The following is a 24389-nucleotide window of genomic DNA, read 5'->3' on the forward strand; positions in this document are numbered from 1 at the left end:
CGCGGAATCGCCGAAACGCCATATTTTTCGTTTAGGTGTGTCGATGCCTTACAGCACAAGGGTTTGAGGCATGTGTTTTACTTAATTTCGCACAAGATATATAATCTTTTTCAACAGTTCGCTTGAAATCGCAATTAATGAAAACAAGCTATGTAGACAAACTTTGTTTGTATTAGCAATATGCCAAAACAATTGACTGAATTTCAGGTTTTCCCCAAACATATTGGCACTTGGTCAGGCTATTGGATAAGAATGGACCCTAATGCTCAAGAAATAGAACGTTTTGAAGCAGAAATCACACAAAAAATAGTTGACAATCAATGGTTACAAACCAATACTTACCATTATGCCGACGGTAGAATTTTCACTAACAGTTTTGTTGGTAAGGTAATTAGTAATGATGAAATAGAAATAGAAGCAGTAGATGTTCCCGCATGGAAAAATTTCACGACTATTGCACGCGAACATGGGGATAGAATTATCATTTTTAATGTCTGGGATAAAGCGACGGGGCAATTATTCGCAACAGAAATGATTAATCTTATAAATAACGATAATAAATGTCGCAATGTCCAAAGTTTTACAGAAGATGGGAAATTGAAAAGCTTAATGTTAATAGTTGAAAAGCGGATTTCTACTTGAACAAAGTTTGGGGGTTTAATTCCCCTGCCTCTACGGCAGAACGTTTTGTGTCGGGGTTAAATCCCCATTACAAAACGTAATTACGAATTACGAATTACGAATTACGAATTATTAGCCATCTCTAATAACTCCGTTTCACTTAACTGCATAATTCCCAACGAAATCGCTTTTTCTAACTTAGAACCCGCATCTTCTCCTACTACCAAATAATCTGTTTTTTTACTGACTGAATCAGTCACTTTGCCCCCAGCTTTTTGAATCAACGACTTAGCCTCATCCCGCTTTAAGGTCGGCAACGTACCCGTAATTACAAAAATTTTTCCAGCGAACTTTTGATTACTATTATTATCTGTTTCCGTTGATTCTGTGGCAGTAAATTGCAATCCTTCTGCCTGCAATCGTTGTATTAAGGTTTGGTTGGCATCAATCCGAAACCACTGATAAACAGATTGAGCAATTTCAGCACCAATACCGTAAATGCCTTCAATATCTGACTGTTTTGCTGTAGCTAACTCTTCCACCTTGGCATATTTCTGAGTCAACAATTGAGCATTCACACTGCCTACATGACGGATGCCTAAACCATATAATACCCTTGACCAAGGTTGGTTTTTTGATTGAGCGATCGCATCCACTAATTTCTCTGCGGATTTTTTCCCCATTCTTTCCAAATCATATAATCTTTCTTCTGTCAACTCATATAAATCGGCAACGGAATGCACCAAACCTTTATCAACGAGTTGGTATACCAACTTTTCTCCCATGCCTTTAATATCTAAGGCATCACGACTTACCCAATGTTCAATGGAACCTTTGAGAATCGCTGCACAAGAAGCATTGACGCAGCGAGTCACAGCCTCACCTGATTCTCGCACCACCGATTGACCGCAGACTGGGCAATCGGTAGGCATGATAAAGGGTTCGGTGTCAGCAGGACGAAGTTCTTTGAGTACCCTCACCACTTCTGGGATGATTTCGCCAGCTTTGCGGACAATCACAGTATCGCCAATGCGGATATCTAATTGAGCAATGCGATCGCTATTATGTAAAGTAGCGCGAGAAACTGTCGTCCCCGCCAGTTGTACAGGACGCATCTGGGCTAACGGCGTTAACGCCCCGGTTCTCCCCACATTCACAGCTATATTTTCCACACGGGTGGGCGCTTCTTCGGCTGGATACTTCAAAGCTACCGCCCATCGGGGAAATTTCTGGGTAAAGCCTAGCTGTTCCTGAAGTTTAAAAGCATCCAACTTCACTACTACCCCATCAGTCATGTAGGGTAAATTCAGCCGTTCGGTATCCCAGTATTCGTAATATTCTGCCACTTCTTTTAGGGAAGCACACAATTTATGGTTGGGGTTGACTCGAAAACCCATTTTTTCTAACAATTCCAAAGCTTCCCATTGAGTATTAGCAATACTGGTGTCATCTCTACCAGGAATATGCAAGGTGTAAGCAAAAAAATCTAATCGCCGCTTAGCCACAATGCGCGAGTCTAGTTGCCTGAGTGTACCAGCTGCGGCATTCCGAGGATTAGCAAATAATTGCTCACCTGCTTTTTGCCTTTCCTCATTAATTTGTTTAAACACTTCCAACGGTAAAAAAGCTTCGCCTCGGACTTCCACCCTTTCTAAAATTTCTAAACCTTCAAAATTCAACCGCAGAGGAATTGAGCGAATTGTCCGCACGTTTTGGGTGATATCTTCACCCGCCACCCCATCACCCCTAGTTGCACCCCTAACTAAAATTCCATTTTGATACGTCAGAGCCAAGGCAGAACCATCAATTTTCAATTCGGTGACATATTTCACTGAGTCAGGTTTAGGTACTTGTCGCCGCCAACGTTGTTCCCAGGCTTGCAACTCACTGATATTAAATGCATTCTCCAAACTGTAGAGGGGAATATTATGGCGCACCGAGGTAAACTGAGTTGCCGGTCTCTCACCCACGCGCTGAGTCGGACTATCTGGTGTCGTTAACTCTGGATACTGAATTTCTAGTTGTTGTAATTCTCGATATAACTGGTCATAGACTGCATCCTCCATAATTGGAGCATCTAAGACGTAATAAGCATAGCTGGCTTGTTGCAATAACTGGCGCAGTTCTTCTGTGCGCTTGACTTGAGACTGAATCTGTGTCATTAGATTTTTTGTAAAATATCTAGGAATAGAAGTTAAAGACGATAAAACCTGCTTCTGGCAGGTTGTGGATGCGTAACCTTAGACTGATAGTCGAGTGGCTCTGGCTTGAAACAAAAAACATCTACTTTTACTAGGTTACTAAATTTAATACCAATAGTCCCATTCATCGGTACAGTTAACACAGTCCTAATGAATTGCATAAAGTCGAGATGAAATCTTTACAAAAGATTCATTTGGGGTAACTAATGCCGGACAAAGTGTCATAATTGAAGAATATGCTGTTCAAGCTTTAGATATTCGGCAAATTATTATCTGCCCTCATCCCCCAGAAATATTCCCACTAGACAAATAAATACTACAACCTGTATTATAAAATTAGTTCCAACTACAAATACTACAAGGTTTCGATGATCGGCAAATTCTCTTCAACCATAGATAGCGTGATGCATTGTCAACCCAGGAAGGGTTCAGGCAGAATACTGGGCGCGTGTGCCTTTGAGAGGACGTATCGCTTATTAGTGGCTCAATCTGCAAGTGAAAGCATTTTGAGAGCGATCGCTCTTTGGCTGAATCCAGATCGAATTATTCTTCACAGCGGGAGGTGCAACTGTCTCATAGCACCCATAACTAGGGAAAAAGTACCAACGACCTGACCCCCGCTGCTGATAACCAGAAGTGGGGGTTATTTTTTTGAGGAGTTTTTACACATGCAAGTCCAGCAGCAAACTCAGCAACCACACATACTACAAAATTCGGTGGTAGTCTTCTCCAAGAACTACCTACCATTGGCACGCATCAACATCAAACGAGCAATAGTACTGTTAGTTACAGGTCAAGCAGAATCATTGGATTTTGGCAGTACAAAGCAGTGGGAAGTTCGTTCACCCAGTGTTGTACTACAAGTTCCGGAACACATTCGTTTAACAACGGGTAATCCAGAACGACACTGGAAAGTACCTCCGGTGAATCGTCGTGAAGTACTCAAGCGAGACAATCACACTTGCCAATACTGTGGTAGCGGTAAGCGTTTAACCCTTGACCATGTGATTCCTCGTTCCAAAGGTGGACAGCACAGCTGGGATAACGTTGTCACTGCTTGCGAGAGGTGTAACTCAACCAAGAGCGATCGCTTACTTCATGAAGCCTCTATGGTACTCAAAAGCAAACCCAAAGCTCCAATTCACCCCGCCGTCGCCTTTGCAGAGCAGTTTTGGAGCGTACAACGCCTGAATGAAAACGAGTAATTCACTCGGCTATCTGCCTAGACGGTAATATACAGCTATTTTCAGTTAATTGAACTATGGGGTGGGGGTACAGCAATGTTCCCTACTCTATGGTTTGAGCAAAAATGGTAACTCATATTGGCGATGCCTGGGTTGGGCTACGCCTACGCTAATCCGATTTATTTGAAAAATTTGCCACCCTACCCAACAAAAACAATCTATAGGAATCCGGTTTGATTTTTGAACAAAATTAAATATTTGTAGGGTGCGTTAGCGACAGCGTAACGGACTAAATCCTTAAGAATGGTGCGTTACGCGAAACGCTAAGAGGATTAAGCTTTAACAGAACTGTATTGACTAATAACCAGAATCCCGAATAACTTTTGAATCTTGAATTACAACTTTTGATTGTTGAGAACGTACTCTTGAAGTCGCTCTACTAGAAACTTTTTGCTGGGAAAACATTGCTTGCAAAACAAGTGCCGGGTCTACATAATTATTGCTATATTTTAGTCCCCAGTGGAGATGTGGCCCAGTGGTGCGTCCAGTCATTCCCACCCTACCAATTCTGGCTCCAGTCGGTATTTGCTGACCTTCCCAGATTTGAATTCCACCTGCGCGGTCAATCAAATAACGACGACCAGATGCAGTTTCTACGTTTCCTTCCATGTGGCAATAAGTGTGTTCCCATTCTCCTGATTTAATTACTATATGGGAACCGCAAGCGTTGCCATCGCCAACTTTAATTACTGTACCTACCCACCAATTACGAATGTAACTACCTTGGGGAGCAGCCATGTCTAAGCCGCCATGAAATTCCCAATTAGAACCGCCAGTAGCCGAGGGACGGTAACCAAAACCAGATGTGTAAGCTTGAAAGTTTTCTACGGGGAAAGAAGCTGCTAGCCAACCATTAGCTCTCGCTACTTTCTTTGGCTGAACTTCTCTAGCTCTAACTATTTCTGGCTTAGGCAATAGAGTAATTAAACTTACCAAACCCAATCCTAATATCAACAGTGTGGCTCCAGAAAGTACTACTCTTTGTTGCCTCTTCGTCATTTTTTTGATTCCCAAATTTAACAAGATTATTTATTTTTTACTAATTTTCTGACTAGATGATTTAAAATCACGATCAAAAATGAAAATTTTTCACTACCAAAGATAGCAGATTAGTTATATTTTTTTATTATCTAATGTATTATCTTAGTTTAAGATTTACTAAATTAAAGTAATCTCAATACATACTACCAGATTTTTGCTTTTCAAATTTTAATTATTTGTTTAAATAAAAAAATGAAAAATTAGATAATAATATAAATTTCTAATAACCTAAAAAATTAAGTATAAATTATATCTTATATTAAGTAGACCCGTAGGGGCACGGCATTGCCGTGCCCCTACACCTTGCGATATGATGTTGTACCGCATCTGAATGGGAACTTCTTTAAAGTGTTGAAATCTTGTTAACGTTTATGCTTAAAATTGCACAAGAGGTTTGTTTAGCATCTACTAAAAGCTAAAGTTGACCCTTGCAGGACTCCCCCAAGACATGCTGACTGAAATTTTGCCTTTCCGCTTTGAATTAGACACGATCGCGATCGCTGGAGCGAGTTTGTGGTCATTGGCGTTATATCTAGGTTTTTCCAAAGCCAGTGAATGGATAATCGAGCAACTCAACCGCTGGTTTAACTTTGCCGAGCGATCGCTTTATACCAGCCAGTCAGAATTTGAAAAGACTCGTAAAGCTAGAGAATCCCAAAACGCTTTTTACGCCTCACTGTTTAGTATTGTGCCTTTTTTGGTAGTTGGCGCTTTATTTAATTGGGGTGTAGAAATCAGTTTAGGGCCTAGCTGGGGAATCAGCTTAGGTATACTTGCTTGTATTAGTTGTGGCATTTTTGAACTCGGACGACGCAATGACGGATCGTCGGATTGAGAAAAAATCAAATTAATTTTTGACATCTCCCCCGACTTTCTCAATTTCCTCACAAACAATCTGTGCTATCTTTTGGGCTGCTCCGCTTTCGCCACGAACTCGACGTAGCTTGGCTCGAATCTCGTCCAATTTTTCTGGATGAGCCAAAAAATCTAATACCATTTCTCCAACTTCTGACGGCTGGAGTTTGCCTACAAGTTCCGGCACGATTTCCTCCTGTGCCCAGATATTCGGCCATGCTAATAAACCTTTGCGACTGAGGAACACCCAGTTAATCACCTTGGCAAAGGTAGAACCCACCCCTGGCAAATTAGCCAATAAGCCCGGTAAACCATCCCAAGAACGCATCGCATCCAATTGTTGGGTAGGTAGCACAACAATCATCGGCACTCCTAAAGCACCGAGTTCAGCGGTGTTTGCCCCGACTGTAGTTAGGCAAATGGAGCACTGTGATAATAAGTCATAGGCAGGGTTTTCTTGGCATAATTCTACAGTTAGACCCCTCTGCGTTTTGAGTGATGCCTTGCTTTTACCGTCCTCTGGAATAATTAAGGAAACATTGCTAAGACCAAAAGTTTCCACAAAAGGGTTTTTTTGGGAATCGCCAAAACTAGCTAAGGTTTGTAAATCCACCGTTGGAGCCACAGGAATCACAAATTTGGTTTGGGGTTTGTTGGCGTGGATGTGTTCGGCGATCGCTAACATTAAAGGTATCCCTTGGGTTAATTTTGCGGCTTTTGAACCCGGTAAGATACCAATTAAGTCAGTTATTTGTCCTGTGTCATTTGTTAATAAGGGATGGCTCTTGACTGATGACAAATTAGTATTAGCTTCTAACATCAAATCTCCCACAACAGTGAATTTGTGGGCATATTTTTGGGAAACGCCAGCAGCAACTTGAGGTTTCATAACTCCAAAGCGATCAATCCAGTTATGCCACCGGGCTTCCCATTCGGCATAAACAACTGTGCGATATCCTAATTTTTTACCGATGACTACAGGGAAAATTTGATCGCCACCGAGGAAAACCACTACACCGCAACTTCTCCAGTCCCAATTTTCCAATGTTTTCCCCCAGAGCAAAAATTGCCAAAAATGCTCTGGGGATTGAACTCTGTCTACTTCTGGGTAAGAAAGAGCGATCGCAGCTTCTTTACCAGTAGCATTTGGGCAAGGCGACAGGACTACACTTATCCTCAGTTGATTTCGGTCATTGCCGAATTTTTGCCGCAATGCCTTTACCACTGGACGCACCCAGGTTGTTACCTCACCTGGACCATTTGATAGTATCAGAATATCTACTTGAGTCATTAGTGAATGGTCAAGAGTTAGGGGTCATTAGTCAAGAGGCAAATATTCATAAATTCGTTCCGATGTTATGAGTATATAGTGTACCTTGTAGGTGAGATTTGATAATCTGTTCCAGATTTAATTTGCATGGAGTCGGAAGTCAGGATGCAGTGTAATCAAGGATTTTGAATTTTCAATTGCTTATCTATTATCTAAATGCCTAGCCTCAAACTCTCGCTGAATGGACTACAAATTGTTAAACAAGCTCGTCAAGAAAAAGCTTGGACAATTGATAATCCACGCTGGTTAGAAGAAGCAAGTCAAATTATCGAACCTGGGCGTGACTGGGAAAATGCAGAAGTTTTTGCAGCAGGTGTATCTTTATCGACATGGAAACGTTTCCTTAAAGGTGATGCCATTGATGCCTCAGTACTTAAAGCATTTTGTCAGGTTTTGGGTTTGAATTGGCAAGACTTACTCGATCGCCCTGTCAATTCGTCTGCATCTGGTACAACCCAAATCCCAAATATTCCTTTGTTCTTTGGGCGGCGTTACGAACTAGCGACACTCACCCAAGCAGTTGAGCAAAGAACGCGCCTGATTGTAATTACAGGGATGGGGGGTATCGGTAAAACAGCTTTAGCAGCAAAACTTGCTGAAGCTTCTAAATACAGTTTTCAGCAAACTCTGTGGTTTGATTTTCATGTGACTCCACCAACAATAGATTTGTTTCCACTTCTACTACCAAAAACTCTGTTAGTTTTTGATGGTTGGGATCGGATTTTGGGTGGCGATGCCAACGGCGGGCTACGCCAACGTGCGGGGCAATATCGTTTAGAATACGAATCCTACGCTGGTTTTCTGCGTTCTGTAGTGCAAACGAATCATTCGAGTTGCGTAATTTTGACCAGTCGAGAACAACCAGAGGAATTAAATACCCTGAGTGGGAATGGTGCAGTTATTTTCCCACTTGGTGGTTTGATGGAAGGTGCGATCGAGCTTTTGCAGCATCATCGGCTCATATTTGATGCCCAGCAGTGGATTACCCTGGTAAATCAGTATGGTGGCAATCCCTTATTTTTGAACATGGCGGCAAATTTTATTCAGGAATTATTTGCTGGCGATGTGGCAGAGTTTTTAGCCTCTGGAACCCTAGTTGCTGGTGAATTTGAGCCACTGGTGGCGCAATGGTTGAGGGAGATTTCGATGCTGGAACAAACTCTCATCAAGTGTTTGGCTACACAACCCCAGGGATTAACTCGTGAAGAGATACTATTACACTTTGAAAATCATCCTTCAAATGGAGATATTTTGGCTGGGCTTTTATCCTTAAAGCGCAGGGCATTAGTAGAAACCACGAAAGATGATAATAAGCAACGCTTTTTTTTACAACCAGTTATTCTCAAATGCGTACAGCGTTTGTTTAAATCTCAACAGTAGTAGCCAAAGCCATTTAACCGCCACCTCCATCACCACCACCACCCCCTCCGTCACCACCACCACAGCCTCCGCCACCTCCATCACCACCACCGCCTCCGTCACCGCCACCACCAATATAACTACTGTTCGTGTAACTAGTGCGCCTGGAACCGCTACCTCTGGAAGTACTGCCACCACTTCTGCGGAATATCATGAATAGTATGAACAGAAGAATTCCCAAAAAAATCAAGAGACTCCACCAATCTGAACTTTGCCATTGAGGAGTCGTGATGTCAGTACCTAACCGATTAAATTTCACCTGAACTTCTAACTCTTGCTGTGGTTCAATAGTCCTTTGAGCAACAAACTCAATCGTTTTAGCATCGACTTTGCGAACCTTTGCAGCAACACCAAAACTCTGGAAATTGTTGATACCATTAGTGACTTGCTCAGGGATTTTCACTTGGACTTTTGCCTGTTTGATAGGGGCTTGATGGTCAGAAAATATAGCCTTCCAGTATACTTGAGCATCATTTTCATCTACATGTAACCCACCAATAACGCGATATTTCAAAACAAAAGTATGGCTTTCGGGCGCTTTGACTTGGTGTGTCCAACGAATCCAAAGTTGGTTGTTTTGAATCCCTGTTTCACTGGGCAGTACTTGACCATTCTCCGAAACAGAAATATCAGTAATTTTGTCTACTTTTTCCAGAGAAATATAGCGGTAACGTTGATTTTTATAATCTCCAGTGAATGTATACTTTTGAGTTTCTGAAACTAACATATCACCGCTATTCTGTACGGCAATATCAACATTAATAAACTCCCAATAAAAAGGTAATTCCTGGGCTGTGATATGATTGATACAAAGTCCCAGAGTGAGTAAGAAAGTCAAGCAACATAGAATAATCCTTTGGGTTAATTTAGTCCACATAATTTAATTAACTCTATAAATAATAAATAGTGATTATCAAATCGGTACAGCATTTTTTAAATGCCAATAGAGTAGCGAAATTTATTTAATTAATTCGTAATTATTAGCAAAATACTCGCGGCTAATTGTCAAATTGGTAGTTTTTATCTGTTGCGATCTAAATCTCTAACTCTAGGATTCATATTTAATTTTTGAAATATACGTAGGGTATTTTATCGCCGAGAGTAAAGCACCAAAACCCTTCGGTTAGTGCGTTACGCAAGCTGTAACACACCCTACATAACTAAGATTTTTTCAAAAATCAAAGCTGATTCCTAGAATTCAATTACGTTAGCGACTCCGCAAGTGTCATTATTAATTACGAATTATTTTAACCACCGCCACCACCGCTACTGCTACCGCCACTTCCACTTGCACCGAATATCCAGATGAAAATAAAAAATGCCCAAAAAATCCAGGAACCCCAAAATGGAGATTCTGATGATGTAGAGTCAGACGTACTAACCGAGTTTGAACTTTGCCATTGAGGAGCTGTGATGTCAGTATTTGCGCGATTAAATGTCACCTGAATTTCTAACTCTTGCTGTGGTTCAATAGCTTTTTGAGCAACAAACTCAATGGTTTTAGCATCGATTTTGCGAACATTTGCAGAAGCACCAAAACTCTCGAAATTGTTGATACCATCAGTGACTTGTTGAGGGAGTTTAACTTGCACTTTTGCTTGTTTGATGGCAGCTTGGCGATCGGCAAAGATAGCTTTCCAGTATACTTGAGCATCATTAGTATTGGTATCTATATGCAATCCGCCAACAACACGATATTTCAAAATAAAGGTATGGCTTTCAGGTGCTTTTAGTTGGTGTGTCCAGCGAATCCAGAACTGATTATTTTCAATTCCGGTTTCGCTGGGTAATTCTTTACCATTTTCAGAGACAGTAACATCGGTGATTTCGTCTACTTTGTCAATGGTAATATAGCGATAACGTTGATTTTTGTAGTCTCCAGTGAATGTATATTTTTGAGTTTCTGAAACTAACATATCACCGTTATTTTGGACGGCGATATCAACATTAATAAACTCCCAATAGAAAGGTACTTGCTGGGCTGTGACATAATTGATAGAAAGCCCCAGACTGAGTAATAAAGTCAAGCAGAATAGAAGAATCCTTTGGGCTAATTTAGTCCACATAATTTAACTCACTCTATAAGTTGTAAATAAAGTCCCCCTTTTTAAGGAGCGCCCAACGCACTGACTCCCTATGAGCAAGTGGCATGGATTTAGGGGGATCTAAAAAGTTAGGAGGCTAAACAAGTAGTTTGAAAACACGCCCTAGTGAAGCTGGCGCTGGCGTCTTCTTCAAAATTCGTCTTTGCCAGTCAAGTCTTTTTCTGCGGTGTCAGCAATATTAAGAATTTTGATAATGTCTTTACGTGCCGAATCTGAATCTGCTTTGAGAGGTACTACGCTGCCGTAAGTAGTTAGATACATCTCATTTGTAAAGATTGTTTTCCACCCGCTCAAAGAGTCATTAAAACTGCTTTGCTGCAATTTCTTTGTATTTTCTGCATTGGGAGGAGTCTTGGAAATTTGGGACACAGAGGCAACATAAATGTATTCAACACCACCAATATTGGCAATTTCCGGCAGAATGAATCCAGTTTGAGTCCGCCCACCATCAACTCCAGCCAATACTACAAAATAACCATCTTGTTCTTTATATGTCATGCCTAAGCGATCCAACAAGGCTGGAACTGGAGAAGATTTGCTCTGAGCGATCGCCTGAGTTGATAACGAAACCACCAGAGCAACCGTAGCAAAAGTAGCTGAGATTAAACGCTTCATAGATGTTTTTCATAATGGTTGGGTATATTAGTAATTTCGCTGTTTTAGATTGTGTATTCTAGTTAAGTTTTGGCTCACCACCTAACTGATCTAAAATTGAGCTTGACAAATTGCGCTAGGCGTAGGGGCACGGCAGTGCCGTGCCCCTACAGGTGTACCTTATTAGGTCAGGAAACGCTATATCAACCCTGAAGGTGAAATGAATGGCTAGGGCGTGTTTTCAAAGTTTTAGATCCCCCCAACCCCCTTAAAAAGGGGGGGCTAAGAGTCTCTTAAAGTCGCCCAATTTATCGGGGTATTTAGGGGGATCTAAAAAGTTAGGAGGCTAAACGCACATAGCTCACATTTTGCATAATCTCTCAACACTCAGAGATATATAGCTGTGAGCAGCAATAAAACCTCTGCAATACTTAATATTTTAGGAGATTCAACAATGAAAGGTTTGAAATTAGTAGCAGCTATTCTAGTATTGTTCGTAAAATCCGGTTTTTCTTGAAATATCCGCTCAATTTTTGCATATCCTTATTTGATGAGATAATTTTATCAACAAATCAGTGAAAACCCAGCTAAAGCTGCTGCCTTACATCATGCAATGTTAACTGCGGTTAACAACAAAGCCGGAATTGAGAGGGAAGAATGTGTTGTATGTAATTAGCACTACCTCAACACAAAATTGAAGCCGGATGGAACTTTATGGCCTACTGCATCAATCCAGATTGTTCGCAACGAGAAAATTCCTATAATTGTGCGGTATGTGAAAGCTGTAAAACGCCACTTATACTGCAAAACCGTTACCGAATTAAGCATCCTCTGCAAGTTGATAGATATAGCTATACAGAAGTATTTGAAATCGAAGATTTATTTGTCCAAGATACACCGAAGGTTCTCAAGTCTCTGAAGGAAGTTACGCCGGATTTGCTGCGATTATTTCAACAAGAAGCATCAATATTAACAAGTTTGCAGCATCCTGGTTTACCTAGTGGTGAAATCCTATTCCCTCTAGTTTTGAATACGGGTCGCCAATTACGCTGTTTTGTAATGGAGAAAGTCGAGGGTGAAAATTTAGAGAATTGGCTTTCTCACCATGAATGCTTAATATCCCATAAAACAGCTTTAGATTGGTTAAAGCAATTAATACTGATTCTGGAATTTGTGCATGAAAATGGCTTTTTTCATCGAGATATTAAGCCGTCAAATATTATGCTCCGCCCCGATGGAAAATTAATTTTAATTGATTTTGGTACGGCGCGTCAGTTGACGCAAACTATTTTCAACGAGAAATCGGTTACGGTGATTCATTCTATTGGATATACTCCTCCTGAACAACTTGATGGACAAGCTGTTATTCAGTCGGATTTCTACGCTCTTGGTCGGACTTTTATCTATTTAATGACAGGTATTGACCCAGCTGGCGATCGCCGTCAAGATTTACCCAATTGGCATAAGTATATTAAGGATCAACAAACCCCAAAAAAATTTATCGATCTGATTCACGCGATGACGAGTTCTCATCCACAGAAACGTCCGCCAACAGCTAAATCCATTCTCGAAAAGATTGACAACATTCACAAATATTCATTGGCGCAATGGCAAAAATTATTATTAACTGCGACTTGTAGTATTTTGCTGTTGGTCGGTGCAAAATGGCTGTATGATGTTATAACTGTGACTCGCACTTGCGATTATATTCTAGGCGATCGCCTCAGTTGTGGTGAAGAAAGTCTAATTCCTCCAAGCTCTTTGGGAAGTTCTAAGCCCCCACTAGCAAAGCAATTAGCTATTGAACAGTATCGCATCAAAAACTTTTTGGCAGCTGAGGATCTATTTAAAACTGCTTTCAATCAGAAGCCAGATCCAGAAACTTTAATTTACCTCAACAACGCCAAAATTCAAAAGCAATTTCCAGCAAAGCAGATTCGGACGATCGCTGTTGCAGTTCCTCTGGAATATCGTACTGACATAGGTCTAGAAATACTCAGGGGTGCTGCTCAAGCTCAGAATGAGGCACTGAAAAACGGTCAACCCCTACGGATAATTATCGCTGATGATAGTAATAGTCACGTTAATGCCCAGAAAATTGCCCAAAAGTTGGTGAAATATCCAGATTTGCTGGCTGTTTTGGGTCATCACAGCAGCGAAGCTACCATAAAAGCCCTACCAATTTATACCCAAGCGCGGGTAGTTTTAGTTTCTGCAACCAGCACTTCAGATAACCTCAATCATCCTTTTTTCTTCCGTACTGTCCCTAGCGATCGCGTCACCGCACAAAAAATGGCAACCTATGTGTTTTCCCAACTACGGCAAAGTAAAGTTGCTATTTTTTATAGTCATGGTAGTGAATATGCTGAATCTCTATCTGGGGCATTTCGAGAGGCGGCTAAATCCTTTGACGGTCATGTTCTTGACAACCAACCAGCCTTCAATCTCGCTAGCGCTCCCTTTGATGCCAAAACGGCATTAAATCAAGCCAAAACCCAAGGTGCAACGGTAATTGTCCTCATCCCAGATGCCGGAGTAGGTTTGTTTAATGCAATTCCCAATGCAGAAGAAGTAATTCGGTTGAATGTCAACCAATCTTGGATTGTTGGGGGTGATAGTCTCTACAGTGCTGACTTACTCAAACCAGATAAAAATCCATCCTTACAGGAAATCCAACGCTTGGCATTTGCGAGCCCATGGCATCCCCTAAACGATATTAACTCCTTGTTTGTAGACCAAGCTCTAACCCTTTGGAAAATCGATCTAACTGATATTACCTGGCCAACCGCCACCAGCTACGACGCAGTATTGGTATTAAGCAAAGCTTTGAAGGAAAATCCCACTCCCACCCGCATCGGGATTCAGAAAACACTTACAATGCCTAAATTCTCGGTTAAAGGAGTAACGGGAATCATTCAATTTCAAGGAAGCAATCCCCGCAATGGCACAATTACGATCATTACGGCGCGTCGCAATTGTAATTCCAGTGGTTTTGTTTTGAGACCGAGCGATCGGCCTGTGGTTTGTTACTAAACTGATATAATTTGCTCTATGTTTGATAATGTCTGCAAATTTCTCCCAGAGTCATTTTCAGGCAACTTTCCAACATCAGTACACCGCAATGTTTTGTGATCTGTACTCGATAGTGATACCTTCTTAAGCTTGATATATAAATCAGATTTGATTTTTGAAAAAACGACCTACTCTTAAAGATTATGTATAAAAAAATTGCTATTCCTATTTTAAGTCTGATGTTTGCAACGCTCATGCCTAATGTGGTGGCTGCTGAGACTGTGATGCAAAAAGTAGCCAGAACAGGGGTATTGACAGCTGGTACTAGTAGAGATGCGCTACCTTTTGCCTATGTGGATAGTCAAGGAAAGTTAAATGGCTATTCTGTAGATATGCTGACTCTGATTAAAGAGCAATTAGAAAAAGACTTAGGAAAAAAAATTAAACTGCAATTAGTTGGTCTTAGTCCCTCTGAGCGGATTCCTAAAATAGTTAATCAACAAGTTGATATTGTGTGTGATGCTAGTAGTTTTACATGGCAACGAGATAAAAAAGTAGATTTTTCTGTCAGCTACGGTGTGACTGGAACCCAATTATTAGTTAAGAAAGAAAGTAATCTCGGTTCCCCTGAATCCCTTATTGATAAGCAAATTGGTGTGCTAGCGGGAACCACAAATGAGCAGGCGATCGCTCGTGTACAACCCCAAGCTAAGCTGGTGTATTTTAAAACTAGGGCAGAAGGATACACAGCTTTGCAACAAGGTACTATTGATGGTTTCTCATCCGATAGCATTATTTTAGAGGCATGGCTACAAAAGCAAAAAAATCCAGATACTTTTGCGATCGTACCTCCTCGCCCTTATTCACAAGAAGGTATCGCTTGCATGGTGCCAGAAAATAACTCGAAATTCTTGGATACAGTCAACTATTCTTTAGTCAAATTCATGCAAGGATTTGTCAATGGGAATGAGCGATATGTCGCTATTTTTGACCGTTGGTTTGGGTCTCAAGGTACTGTAGCACTCAATCGGGATTTACGTGATTTAGTAGTGGAAACTATGCAATTAGTCATAGAATTTCGTGAGGAAGTTCCCAAAAGTGACCTGTGAAATAATGGGTTTTGCCCACAAAATCATCATGTCTTATAGCGATTTCTCACTCTCAAAAGTCAAACGCGACTTCAATTTAACTACGGTTGAAAGTGGACGGTTTTTACCCGCAATTCAGTCCATAGAACCTAGTATTTATCTGAAAGAAGCATTAAGCGAAGGACTACCACTCTTCTTCAGCAACTGGTTCCGAAAAAGCCCGCTCGGAGTTAATTATTAGTCCTATCCTCCTAGAAGTTCGGAAAATTCTCGAACGCAAAGTCAGCTTTTTTTCGGGTGAAGATTTTACGGTTGCACCGGATTTGGGCTTAAGTGGAGTGTGTGATTTTTTAATTAGCCGCTCACCCGAACAAATATTTATCGAAGCTCCTGTTATCGTGATTATTGAAGCAAAAAAAGGTGATTTAAAACCAGGTTTAGGGCAATGTGCAGCAGAAATGATTGCCGCACAAAAATTCAATGAGACTAATAATATACCAATTAAGACAATTTATGGCAGCGTCAGCAGTGGTACGGCTTGGCGATTTTTGAAATTAGAAGGGCAAACTTTGAGTATTGATTTGAATGATTATCCCGTTCCACCAGTGGAAATACTATTGGGAATGTTGGTTTGGATGGTGCGGGAAGGGTAGATATTTTTATCTTTGTGTCTTAGTGTCTGTGGTTAAAATAGGAGCGCTTCAAAGATACGAAAAGCTGTACGCTAACCCTCTCAAGCCTCTATTATGTAGAAATCGAATACTCTAGAGAACGTGGATTATCGATTCTTTTGGAAGCGTCTAATATTTCTAGCCCGATAATATTTCCATCTTCGTCGGAATCTAAAATTACCCCTGGCTTTTCTTCGTCACTATCTTCTATGGGTACATCACTCAATATAATTCTTAATATATCTACTTCTGGGTCATAGGTAATTTTCATAATTCTCTCCAGTATTTTTCGATTTTACTAGTTTTATAGCGGTTTTCAACTGAACTGTATTCTTTGATAATTTCTCAGTTTAACGTGAAAGAAACCCTACCTCTCTGCTACTTGGTATAACTCGCAACTACGCAATTCAAGTCTGTCTATGCTGACTAAAAAATATTTAGTTAGCATAGGCAAGTTTTGTTTTGTAACTGCAATAAAATCGTTAAATAGTTATTCAACTATAAATGCAATATTATGTAACAAAAAATTTACATAATATGAGTAATTACTTTTATATAAAGTCAATAATTACGAAGAAATATTTCGTTTTTTATATCGAATTGTGTCAGATAGACGATAAAATGCCCTCTGGGCAAGCATTTTCTGATAAAAAACTGATATTGCCCAATAATCACGAAGTCAACTGTGGCTGCATCAGCCGCTATGAACTTCTAGTAGAGAACACGCATCAAAGGAGCCGAGGAAGCATGTTCACCCACGTCAAGTCCACCATTAGACACATTGCGCCTGATAACTTACGCGGACGTAATTTAATCAAGGTGGTCTATGTCGTGCTTGAGTCCCAGTACCAGAGTGCATTGTCACAAGCGGTGCGGGCGATTAACGCTCTTCACCAAGAACTGGCGATTGAAATCAGCGGTTACTTAATTGAGGAACTCCGAGATCCAGAGAACTACAAGGAGTTCCAAAGGGATATGGAGAGTGCCAATATATTTATCGCCTCCCTGATTTTTATCGAAGACTTAGCACAAAAAGTAGTAGCAGCAGTAGAACCACACCGCGATCGCTTAGATGTTGCAGTTGTGTTTCCCTCTATGCCAGAAGTTATGCGCCTGAGTAAAATGGGCAGCTTTTCCCTGGCACAGTTGGGTCAATCCAAAAGTGCGATCGCCCAATTCATGCGGAAACGCAAAGAAAAATCCGGTGCGGGATTCCAAGACGGGATGCTCAAGCTTTTGCGAACCCTACCGCAAGTGCTGAAGTTCCTGCCAATGGACAAGGCACAGGACGCACGAAATTTCATGCTCAGCTTTCAGTATTGGTTAGGTGGTTCTCCAGAAAACCTGGAAAACTTCTTGCTGATGTTAGCTGATAAATACGTATTTAAAGGTTTAGAGAAAGAAAATTTTGCACCTCGTACATACCAAGAGCCAGTAGTTTATCCCGATATGGGGATTTGGCACCCATTGGCTCCCAGTATGTTTGAGGATGTGAGAGAGTACCTCAATTGGTACACAGCCCGTAAGGATATCTCTAGCGATCTCAAAGATCCCCTAGCTCCCTGTATTGGGTTGGTATTACAACGCACCCACCTAGTTACAGGTGATGATGCTCATTATGTAGCAATGGTGCAGGAATTGGAAGCATTAGGCGCACGGGTATTACCTGTGTTTGCTGGTGGTTTGGATTTCTCCAAGCCTGTGGATGCTTACTTTTACGAACCGAATACCAACGTCCAGTTGATAGATGCAGTGATATCCCTGACTGGTTTTGCCCTGGTAGGTGGTCCAGCTAGACAAGACCATCCCAAAGCAATTGAATCACTCAAACGCTTAAACCGTCCTTACATGGTGGCTTTGCCTTTGGTGTTCCAAACCACAGAAGAGTGGATGGATAGCGATTTGGGCTTGCATCCCATTCAAGTAGCTTTACAAATTGCCATTCCCGAATTGGATGGGGCAATTGAGCCGATTATATTATCGGGTAGAGATGGGACAACAGGAAAAGCGATCGCTCTCCAAGACCGCATGGAAGCTGTAGCCCAAAGAGCATTAAAATGGGCTAACCTCCGCCGCAAACCCAAGCTAGATAAAAAAGTCGCCATTACCGTTTTCAGCTTCCCGCCAGATAAAGGCAACGTGGGAACCGCCGCCTACTTAGATGTGTTCGGTTCCATCTACGAAGTGATGAAAGCGCTGAAAAATAATGGCTACGACCTTCCAGAGTTGCCAGAATCAGCCGAAGCACTGATGCAAGAAGTCATCCACGACGCCCAAGCACAGTACGCCAGCCCGGAATTGAACATCGCCTACAAAATGTCAGTGCCAGAATATGAGGCACTTACCCCTTATTCCCAACGCCTAGAGGAAAACTGGGGACCACCTCCCGGACATCTCAACAGCGATGGGCAAAACCTGCTAATTTATGGTAAGCAATTCGGTAACGTCTTCATCGGTGTGCAACCCACCTTTGGTTACGAAGGCGACCCCATGCGGCTGTTATTCTCTCGTTCCGCTAGTCCCCATCACGGTTTTGCTGCTTACTACACCTACCTAGAGCAAGTTTGGCAAGCTGACGCCGTGTTGCACTTTGGCACTCATGGTTCCTTAGAATTCATGCCAGGTAAGCAAATGGGTATGTCTGGGGAATGTTATCCAGATAACTTAATTGGTTCCATACCCAATCTGTATTATTACGCAGCCAATAATCCTAGCGAAGCGACAATTGCCAAACGTCGGGGTTATGCCGAAACAATTTCTTACTTGACACCGCCGGCAGAAAATGCAGGTTTATACAAAGGTTTGAAGGAACTCAGCGAATTAATTGCTTCTTACCAAACCTTGAAAGATACTGGACGCGGTGTTTCCATTGTCAACTCCATCATGGATAAATGCCGCATCGTCAACCTGGATAAGGATATTAACCTGCCAGAAACCGATGCCAGAGACATGAGTGCCGATGAGCGGGATAATATTGTTGGCAACGTCTACCGCAGGTTGATGGAAATTGAGTCTCGGTTGCTGCCTTGTGGGTTGCACGTCATTGGTAAACCACCAAGTGCAGAAGAAGCGATCGCCACTCTCGTCAACATCGCCAGCTTAGATCGTCAAGAAGAAGAACTTGTTGGCTTACCGCGAATTATCGCTAACAGCATCGGGCGTAACATTGACGATATTTATCACAATAACGACAAAGGCATTTTAGAAGATGTCCAGCTATTGCAAGACATCACCTTAGCCACCCGTGCAGCAGTTAGCGCCCTTGTTCAAGAGCAAACCGACGCCAATGGGCGAGTTTCTCTCGTTTCCCGGTTGAATTTCTTCAACATGGGCAAAAAAGAACCTTGGGTAGAAGCGTTACATAAACTCGGCTATCCCAAAGTTGACACCGCACTTCTAAAACCCCTGTTTGAGTATTTGGAATTTTGCCTCCAGCAAGTTTGTGCAGACAACGAACTGGGAGCATTACTCAAAGGCTTAGAAGGCGAGTATGTCATACCCGGTCCTGGTGGCGATCCCATCCGCAACCCGGATGTCTTGCCCACAGGTAAGAATATTCATGCCCTCGATCCGCAATCCATCCCAACAACAGCAGCAGTCCAATCAGCCAAAATCGTCGTAGACAGGCTTTTGGCACGTAACAAAGCCGAAAACGATGGAAAATGGCCAGAAACCATCGCCTGCGTCCTCTGGGGAACCGATAACATCAAAACTTACGGCGAATCCCTAGCGCAAATTATGTGGATGGTGGGCGTGCGTCCAGTGCCCGATGCCTTGGGACGGGTGAACAAGTTGGAATTGATCTCCTTAGAAGAGTTGGGACGCCCCAGAATAGATGTAGTAATCAACTGTTCCGGTGTATTCCGCGACTTGTTCATTAACCAAATGAACCTGCTAGACCAAGGCGTGAAGATGGCGGCTGAGGCAGATGAACCCTTAGAAATGAACTTTGTTCGCAAACATGCTTTGCAACAAGCCGAAGACATGGGAATTAATCTGCGTCAAGCAGCAACTCGCGTTTTCTCCAATGCTTCTGGTTCTTACTCGTCAAATATCAACTTGGCGGTAGAAAACAGCACTTGGGACAGCGAAGCCGAGTTGCAGGAAATGTACCTCAACCGCAAATCCTTCGCCTTCAATTCCGATAACCCCGGAATCATGGACGAATCGCGGCAGATTTTTGAAAGTACATTGAAAACTGCTGATGCAACTTTCCAAAACTTGGATTCTTCTGAGATTAGCTTAACGGACGTTTCCCATTACTTCGATTCCGATCCCACCAAATTAGTTGCAAGTCTGCGGGGTGATGGTAAAAAACCAGCATCTTATATTGCAGACACCACCACAGCCAACGCCCAAGTGCGGACATTATCAGAAACCGTGCGCTTAGATGCCCGTACCAAATTGTTAAATCCCAAATGGTATGAGGGGATGCTGAATCACGGTTATGAAGGTGTGCGCGAACTCTCCAAGCGATTAGTAAATACAATGGGTTGGAGTGCAACAGCCGGCGCTGTGGATAACTGGATTTACGAGGATACTAACGAAACCTTCATCAAAGATGAAGAAATGCAGAAACGGTTAATGAACCTTAATCCTCATTCTTTCCGCAAAGTTGTATCAACTTTGTTGGAAGTGAATGGACGCGGTTATTGGGAGACTAGCGAGGAGAATTTAGATCGCCTACGTGAGTTGTACCAAGAAGTTGAAGACCGGATTGAAGGAATAGAATAGGATTACATGGGCAGGCATAATGCCTGCCTTAACTTTTCAATCCGAGATATGACTATGAATGCTTTAACCGTCAACCTTCAATCAGTATTGGAACTGACAGATGAGCAGTTTTTTAATCTATGTCAGGTAAACCGTGACTTGAGGTTTGAACGCACTGCTACGGGAGAATTAATAATCATGCCACCCACTGGAGGAGAAACTGGAAATCGTAATGGTAGACTAAATCAACAATTATTTAATTGGTCAGATACCGATGGTACTGGCATTGCTTTTGATTCTTCTACTTGTTTTAAATTACCTAATGGTGCAGATCGTTCGCCTGATGCTTCTTGGATAAAGTTAGAACGATGGGATGCTTTAACTGAAGAAGAAAAACAAAAGTTTCCCCCCATTTCTCCTGATTTTGTAATTGAGTTACTTTCGCCAAGTGATAGTTTGAAAGTTGCTCAGGAAAAGATGAGGGAATACATAGATAATGGTGTGCGTTTGGGTTGGTTAATTAATCGTAAATCTCGACAAGTGGAGATTTATCGACAAGGGAAAGAAGTTGAGGTGTTGGAATCGCCTGTTACTTTGTCAGGAGAAGATGTTTTACAGGGGTTTATTTTAAACCTTGAGGCGATTTGGTAACTGAATAACAAAACACAAAAGCCATGATAAATCTAGACGCAGTAGTACATTGAAGATTATGATTAGCTCCTGTATTAATATCATATTAATTGAGTAGACAATGCTAGATAAGGTTAACCAAATTATTAAGTAAGAAGTATTAATTATGGATAATTGGCAAGTTATTACTGATGATAGATTAGTAATACCAATTTAATATGAAGCTGCATAGAAAAGAGCTTCTAAAATAAAGTTATAAGAAGAGATGGAAATCACCTGTTCAGATGTTAATTGCTCGAACAATTGTTGTAGGCGAGTGCGTAAGTCTTGCAAGTCAGAAAACAGTTCATTCTTGAGAGATTTTTTGAGAAACTGCCACAGCCTTTCAATGGGATTAAGCTCAGGAGCATGAGGTGGTTGCAGCAGGGGAATAATATTTTCAGGCCAATTAATCGCACTACTGATATGAGCAGGAGCTTGGTCTATTTGTAAAATTGCATAATCTGAACCTAATTGTTGCGATAACCAGTCTAAAAACTGTTGAAAATAGTCACCATTGAGCTGCGGGTATTCTTGCTGAAAATGTTGTCCTGTTAATGGTTCAATTGCACCATAAATCCAAAAATTTTCTCTTTCCCATTTCACCGCTACAGTTGGTTTGACTCCAGGGGCCGTAATTACTTTTCCCGTTAAAGTTTTTAATCCCACCCTGGTTTCATCCTGACACAGATAATGAATACACTTTCCTGGTGCTAGATGTTTTTCTAGCCTCTCGATAATGATACCGAGTTTTTTTTAAACTCAGATACTAACTTCTCATCCTGCTTATGGCTTTGCGGACGTGGTACTTTGAGTTTTGCTCCTAATTTATATCTCACTAACGCATATACTGTTGCATACTCTACTTCCAGCCCCTGTTCTTTTTTTAACCACTCCACTATTGCACCATAGCTACTAAAGCCTTTTCCTGTTTTTAACTCCTCTGTTAGTGCCGCGATCGCTACCTCATCAATTTTTCGTTTTGCTCCCGGAGCTTTTTTAATTTCTAATAATTCATCTAGTCCACCGACTCTATATCTTTGTAACCACCTTGTGACAGTTGATGTATCTAGAGCCAAGCGTTTTCCAATTTCTTGCTGTTCATGAACCTGCCCGTTTTTTATCCACCACAGCATCATCAGTTTTTCTTTCTGGTTTCCTACGTTGGCTGTTTGTAGACGTTTCTTTAGTTCTGCTTCGCTTTCTGCAATTTCAATCTTAAAAGGGCGGCTCATGCTTATTTTTATTTATCCAGTTTATTCACTCTATTATATGCAGCTTCATATAAAATTGGTATAAGACCAATACATCCTGGTGAAGTAATTGCAGATATTTTAGATGATTTAGATATTAATACCGCAAATTTTGCAGATATTTTAGGAGTATCTAATCAAACAATTCAGGAAGTTATTAATGGTCAAAGCTCAATTACAGTAGATATAGCAATACGTCTTGGTAAAGCTTTAGGAAATGGCCCAAGACTTTGGCTTAATCTTCAGCAAAAAGTCGATCTTTGGGATGCTTTGCAAAGCCATAAAGAAGAATATGAGCAAGTTATGACATTAGTTTAGAAGAAATTGTGAATAATTATTTTTTGAATAATTGAAATTCACAGCAAAATTATTTTAGGGTAGGCAATATGCTTGCCCTAATCTCCCATCTAAAAGAAACAAGAATCAAACTCCTCTTCAATCTCCTCAAATTCACCTGGCGTTAACACAATAGTTCCAATCAATCCATTTGGATCTAAGTCAACATTCTCAATAGTATTGAAGCACAAATTGTATGATTCATCTCTAAATAAAATAATTTCTAATTCAACAGGGGTTAAAACTTTCTGATGTAATTTCCCTTCAACTTTTTCAATACCATAATATGTATGATCTTCACTATCCCAATAAGCATATTCTGTACTATCATAGCTAATATAAGCAGTATAAATAATCTCAGTCTTTAGCTCAAAGGTAACAACGGGAGATTCAACTTCTTCATCAATATCTACAATAGATTTATCAATAATTATTATCTCTTCTACTACTACTTCTATATATTCACTACCCAATTCAAAGTAACCATGTGCGAAGTCATCACTTAAAGAAAATTCTCTAGAGCTAAAACTATGTGATATTTCATTTTTAATTTCGCTCCAATTATCATCAAGTATTTTGTAACACAAATCTACTTCACTGGATTCTTGTTCTATAATCTCTGTTAACAATTTGTCAATGCTTTCTTTATAAATTAAATACTCACTCTGATTAGAAGCTTTCTCCCAATCATGATCGCCACTAATAACATATATTTTTCTATTTTCAGTTTTAGCTTTTTCTTCTATTGCAGCTATGGCAAATGCATCAGGAAATTCATGTTTCTTTTGACCATTTTTAAAAGGAGGAAGTATTTTAAAGTATTTAGTAAAAATATATTCTGCTGAAACAGCATCTATTCCTAATATCTCCATTTTTGATTTTTTTATAAACTCGTTGAATTGTTCTTTTAACTCATTAGATAGTTCATCGTTATTTAAAGATAAATTTAACAATTTTTGAAATATAAGAGAATTATAGATAATCTTAGCCTGTTTACGAAAATCTTTGTGGAGATTTTTAAATGCTGATGAAGCTTGTTGCGTTAGATGCTCAATATGAGCCATCACTTCTTGCTGTGTAACTGTAGTCAAATATAGACAAATTTTTTCATCTTGAACTAACTCTATAAGTTTTGTGAAGGCTCTAGATTGATAGTTAAAGTTTTCCCTATCAAATACTTCTGTATCTAAAGCAACTAAACGAATAGGTTGTCTGATTCTTTGTGTCATTTATTTCT

Annotated in this window: 19 protein-coding genes and 1 pseudogene; 10 read left to right on the plus strand and 10 right to left on the minus strand. The window is 40.8% G+C overall.

What is annotated here, in order from left to right:
* Nucleotides 1-180 precede the first annotated feature (180 nt).
* Nucleotides 181-642, plus strand: a complete 462-nt coding sequence (locus IQ276_RS33790) for a DUF3598 family protein (protein WP_193923347.1) — start codon at nt 181-183, stop codon at nt 640-642.
* Nucleotides 643-743: 101 nt separating this feature from the next.
* On the opposite strand, the gene ligA is transcribed toward IQ276_RS33790, so the two are convergent.
* On the minus strand, nt 744-2783 hold the full coding sequence (ligA, locus tag IQ276_RS33795; protein WP_235116197.1) for an NAD-dependent DNA ligase LigA: 2040 nt from the start codon (nt 2781-2783) through the stop codon (nt 744-746).
* Nucleotides 2784-3490: 707 nt separating this feature from the next.
* On the opposite strand from ligA, the gene IQ276_RS33800 reads away from it, so the two are divergent.
* Nucleotides 3491-4027, plus strand: a complete 537-nt coding sequence (locus tag IQ276_RS33800; RefSeq protein WP_190880614.1) for an HNH endonuclease — start codon at nt 3491-3493, stop codon at nt 4025-4027.
* A gap of 336 nt (nt 4028-4363) precedes the next feature.
* Here the strand turns inward: IQ276_RS33800 and IQ276_RS33805 are convergent, their stop codons facing one another.
* Nucleotides 4364-5065: a M23 family metallopeptidase gene (locus IQ276_RS33805; protein ID WP_190880612.1), complete on the minus strand. Its 702-nt coding sequence runs from the start codon at nt 5063-5065 to the stop codon at nt 4364-4366.
* A 490-nt stretch (nt 5066-5555) separates the two neighbouring features.
* Between IQ276_RS33805 and IQ276_RS33810 the strand changes: the two genes are divergently transcribed.
* Nucleotides 5556-5942, plus strand: coding sequence for a hypothetical protein (locus IQ276_RS33810; RefSeq protein ID WP_190880610.1), 387 nt, complete (start codon nt 5556-5558; stop codon nt 5940-5942).
* A gap of 12 nt (nt 5943-5954) precedes the next feature.
* Here the strand turns inward: IQ276_RS33810 and IQ276_RS33815 are convergent, their stop codons facing one another.
* Nucleotides 5955-7253 (minus strand): glycosyltransferase family protein, encoded by a 1299-nt coding sequence (locus IQ276_RS33815; protein ID WP_193921621.1) that lies wholly within the window; start codon nt 7251-7253, stop codon nt 5955-5957.
* Between the two features lie 195 nt (nt 7254-7448).
* Here IQ276_RS33815 and IQ276_RS33820 point away from each other — a divergent pair, with 195 nt between their 5' ends.
* A complete protein-coding gene (locus IQ276_RS33820) occupies nt 7449-8672 on the plus strand; it encodes an ATP-binding protein (RefSeq protein WP_235116198.1) in 1224 nt (407 codons plus the stop codon).
* Nucleotides 8673-8685: 13 nt separating this feature from the next.
* On the opposite strand, the gene IQ276_RS33825 is transcribed toward IQ276_RS33820, so the two are convergent.
* From IQ276_RS33825 to IQ276_RS33835, 3 genes are all read right to left on the minus strand, one after another.
* Nucleotides 8686-9588, minus strand: a complete 903-nt coding sequence (locus IQ276_RS33825; RefSeq protein ID WP_235116199.1) for a DUF2207 domain-containing protein — start codon at nt 9586-9588, stop codon at nt 8686-8688.
* A gap of 370 nt (nt 9589-9958) precedes the next feature.
* A complete protein-coding gene (locus tag IQ276_RS33830) occupies nt 9959-10777 on the minus strand; it encodes a DUF2207 domain-containing protein (RefSeq protein ID WP_235116200.1) in 819 nt (272 codons plus the stop codon).
* A gap of 168 nt (nt 10778-10945) precedes the next feature.
* Nucleotides 10946-11431, minus strand: coding sequence for a hypothetical protein (locus IQ276_RS33835; protein WP_193917925.1), 486 nt, complete (start codon nt 11429-11431; stop codon nt 10946-10948).
* 693 nt (nt 11432-12124) lie between these two features.
* Between IQ276_RS33835 and IQ276_RS33840 the strand changes: the two genes are divergently transcribed.
* The 3 genes and pseudogenes from IQ276_RS33840 to IQ276_RS33850 all read left to right on the plus strand — a co-directional run bounded on the left by IQ276_RS33840 (nt 12125) and on the right by IQ276_RS33850 (nt 16163).
* Complete coding sequence (locus IQ276_RS33840) at nt 12125-14443, plus strand: bifunctional serine/threonine-protein kinase/ABC transporter substrate-binding protein (protein ID WP_193917927.1); 2319 nt, start codon at nt 12125-12127, stop codon at nt 14441-14443.
* A 182-nt stretch (nt 14444-14625) separates the two neighbouring features.
* The gene (locus IQ276_RS33845; RefSeq protein WP_193917928.1) at nt 14626-15531 is read left to right on the plus strand and encodes an amino acid ABC transporter substrate-binding protein; all 906 of its coding nucleotides are present in this window, start codon (nt 14626-14628) and stop codon (nt 15529-15531) included.
* Nucleotides 15532-15559: 28 nt separating this feature from the next.
* Nucleotides 15560-16163: pseudogene (locus IQ276_RS33850) on the plus strand (hypothetical protein).
* Between the two features lie 91 nt (nt 16164-16254).
* Here IQ276_RS33850 and IQ276_RS33855 read toward each other — a convergent pair.
* Nucleotides 16255-16452 carry a DUF2283 domain-containing protein gene (locus IQ276_RS33855; RefSeq protein ID WP_193917930.1) on the minus strand — a complete coding sequence of 66 codons (198 nt, stop codon included), beginning with the start codon at nt 16450-16452 and terminating at the stop codon, nt 16255-16257.
* A gap of 476 nt (nt 16453-16928) precedes the next feature.
* Here IQ276_RS33855 and IQ276_RS33860 point away from each other — a divergent pair, with 476 nt between their 5' ends.
* Both IQ276_RS33860 and IQ276_RS33865 read left to right on the plus strand, forming a co-directional pair.
* Nucleotides 16929-20915, plus strand: a complete 3987-nt coding sequence (locus IQ276_RS33860) for a magnesium chelatase subunit H (protein WP_193917933.1) — start codon at nt 16929-16931, stop codon at nt 20913-20915.
* A gap of 54 nt (nt 20916-20969) precedes the next feature.
* Entirely contained in the window at nt 20970-21545 is a 576-nt protein-coding gene (locus tag IQ276_RS33865; RefSeq protein WP_193917931.1) for a Uma2 family endonuclease, read from the plus strand.
* A gap of 192 nt (nt 21546-21737) precedes the next feature.
* Here IQ276_RS33865 and IQ276_RS33870 read toward each other — a convergent pair whose 3' ends face one another.
* Together IQ276_RS33870 and IQ276_RS33875 are read right to left on the minus strand one after the other, a co-directional pair.
* On the minus strand, nt 21738-22307 hold the full coding sequence (locus IQ276_RS33870) for an IS630 family transposase (protein ID WP_190881163.1): 570 nt from the start codon (nt 22305-22307) through the stop codon (nt 21738-21740).
* Nucleotides 22289-22798: a helix-turn-helix domain-containing protein gene (locus IQ276_RS33875; RefSeq protein WP_190881120.1), complete on the minus strand. Its 510-nt coding sequence runs from the start codon at nt 22796-22798 to the stop codon at nt 22289-22291. The genes IQ276_RS33870 and IQ276_RS33875 overlap by 19 nt, the downstream gene beginning before the upstream one ends.
* 69 nt (nt 22799-22867) lie before the next feature.
* Between IQ276_RS33875 and IQ276_RS33880 the strand changes: the two genes are divergently transcribed.
* A complete protein-coding gene (locus IQ276_RS33880; RefSeq protein ID WP_309245648.1) occupies nt 22868-23134 on the plus strand; it encodes a HigA family addiction module antitoxin in 267 nt (88 codons plus the stop codon).
* An 89-nt stretch (nt 23135-23223) separates the two neighbouring features.
* Here the strand turns inward: IQ276_RS33880 and IQ276_RS33885 are convergent, their stop codons facing one another.
* Nucleotides 23224-24381 (minus strand): PIN domain-containing protein, encoded by a 1158-nt coding sequence (locus IQ276_RS33885; protein WP_193923529.1) that lies wholly within the window; start codon nt 24379-24381, stop codon nt 23224-23226.
* Between the last annotated feature and the right edge of the window lie 8 nt (nt 24382-24389).

It is taken from the genome of Desmonostoc muscorum LEGE 12446, from assembly GCF_015207005.2.
GTDB classification, from domain to species: Bacteria; Cyanobacteriota; Cyanobacteriia; order Cyanobacteriales; family Nostocaceae; genus Nostoc; species Nostoc muscorum.

Excerpts from the sequence above, each read along its gene's own strand:
- IQ276_RS33820 (WP_235116198.1), top strand. The coding sequence starts at position 7,449 with ATGCCTAGCCTCAAACTCTCGCTGAATGGACTACAAATTGTTAAACAA.
- IQ276_RS33860 (WP_193917933.1), top strand. The coding sequence starts at position 16,929 with ATGTTCACCCACGTCAAGTCCACCATTAGACACATTGCGCCTGATAAC.
- IQ276_RS33825 (WP_235116199.1), bottom strand. The coding sequence starts at position 9,588 with ATGTGGACTAAATTAACCCAAAGGATTATTCTATGTTGCTTGACTTTC.
- IQ276_RS33855 (WP_193917930.1), bottom strand. The coding sequence starts at position 16,452 with ATGAAAATTACCTATGACCCAGAAGTAGATATATTAAGAATTATATTG.
- IQ276_RS33815 (WP_193921621.1), bottom strand. The coding sequence starts at position 7,253 with ATGACTCAAGTAGATATTCTGATACTATCAAATGGTCCAGGTGAGGTA.
- IQ276_RS33875 (WP_190881120.1), bottom strand. The coding sequence starts at position 22,798 with ATGAGCCGCCCTTTTAAGATTGAAATTGCAGAAAGCGAAGCAGAACTA.
- ligA (WP_235116197.1), bottom strand. The coding sequence starts at position 2,783 with ATGACACAGATTCAGTCTCAAGTCAAGCGCACAGAAGAACTGCGCCAG.
- IQ276_RS33885 (WP_193923529.1), bottom strand. The coding sequence starts at position 24,381 with ATGACACAAAGAATCAGACAACCTATTCGTTTAGTTGCTTTAGATACA.
- IQ276_RS33830 (WP_235116200.1), bottom strand. The coding sequence starts at position 10,777 with ATGTGGACTAAATTAGCCCAAAGGATTCTTCTATTCTGCTTGACTTTA.
- IQ276_RS33805 (WP_190880612.1), bottom strand. The coding sequence starts at position 5,065 with ATGACGAAGAGGCAACAAAGAGTAGTACTTTCTGGAGCCACACTGTTG.
- IQ276_RS33835 (WP_193917925.1), bottom strand. The coding sequence starts at position 11,431 with ATGAAGCGTTTAATCTCAGCTACTTTTGCTACGGTTGCTCTGGTGGTT.
- IQ276_RS33840 (WP_193917927.1), top strand. The coding sequence starts at position 12,125 with ATGGCCTACTGCATCAATCCAGATTGTTCGCAACGAGAAAATTCCTAT.
- IQ276_RS33810 (WP_190880610.1), top strand. The coding sequence starts at position 5,556 with ATGCTGACTGAAATTTTGCCTTTCCGCTTTGAATTAGACACGATCGCG.
- IQ276_RS33845 (WP_193917928.1), top strand. The coding sequence starts at position 14,626 with ATGTATAAAAAAATTGCTATTCCTATTTTAAGTCTGATGTTTGCAACG.
- IQ276_RS33790 (WP_193923347.1), top strand. The coding sequence starts at position 181 with ATGCCAAAACAATTGACTGAATTTCAGGTTTTCCCCAAACATATTGGC.
- IQ276_RS33865 (WP_193917931.1), top strand. The coding sequence starts at position 20,970 with ATGAATGCTTTAACCGTCAACCTTCAATCAGTATTGGAACTGACAGAT.
- IQ276_RS33800 (WP_190880614.1), top strand. The coding sequence starts at position 3,491 with ATGCAAGTCCAGCAGCAAACTCAGCAACCACACATACTACAAAATTCG.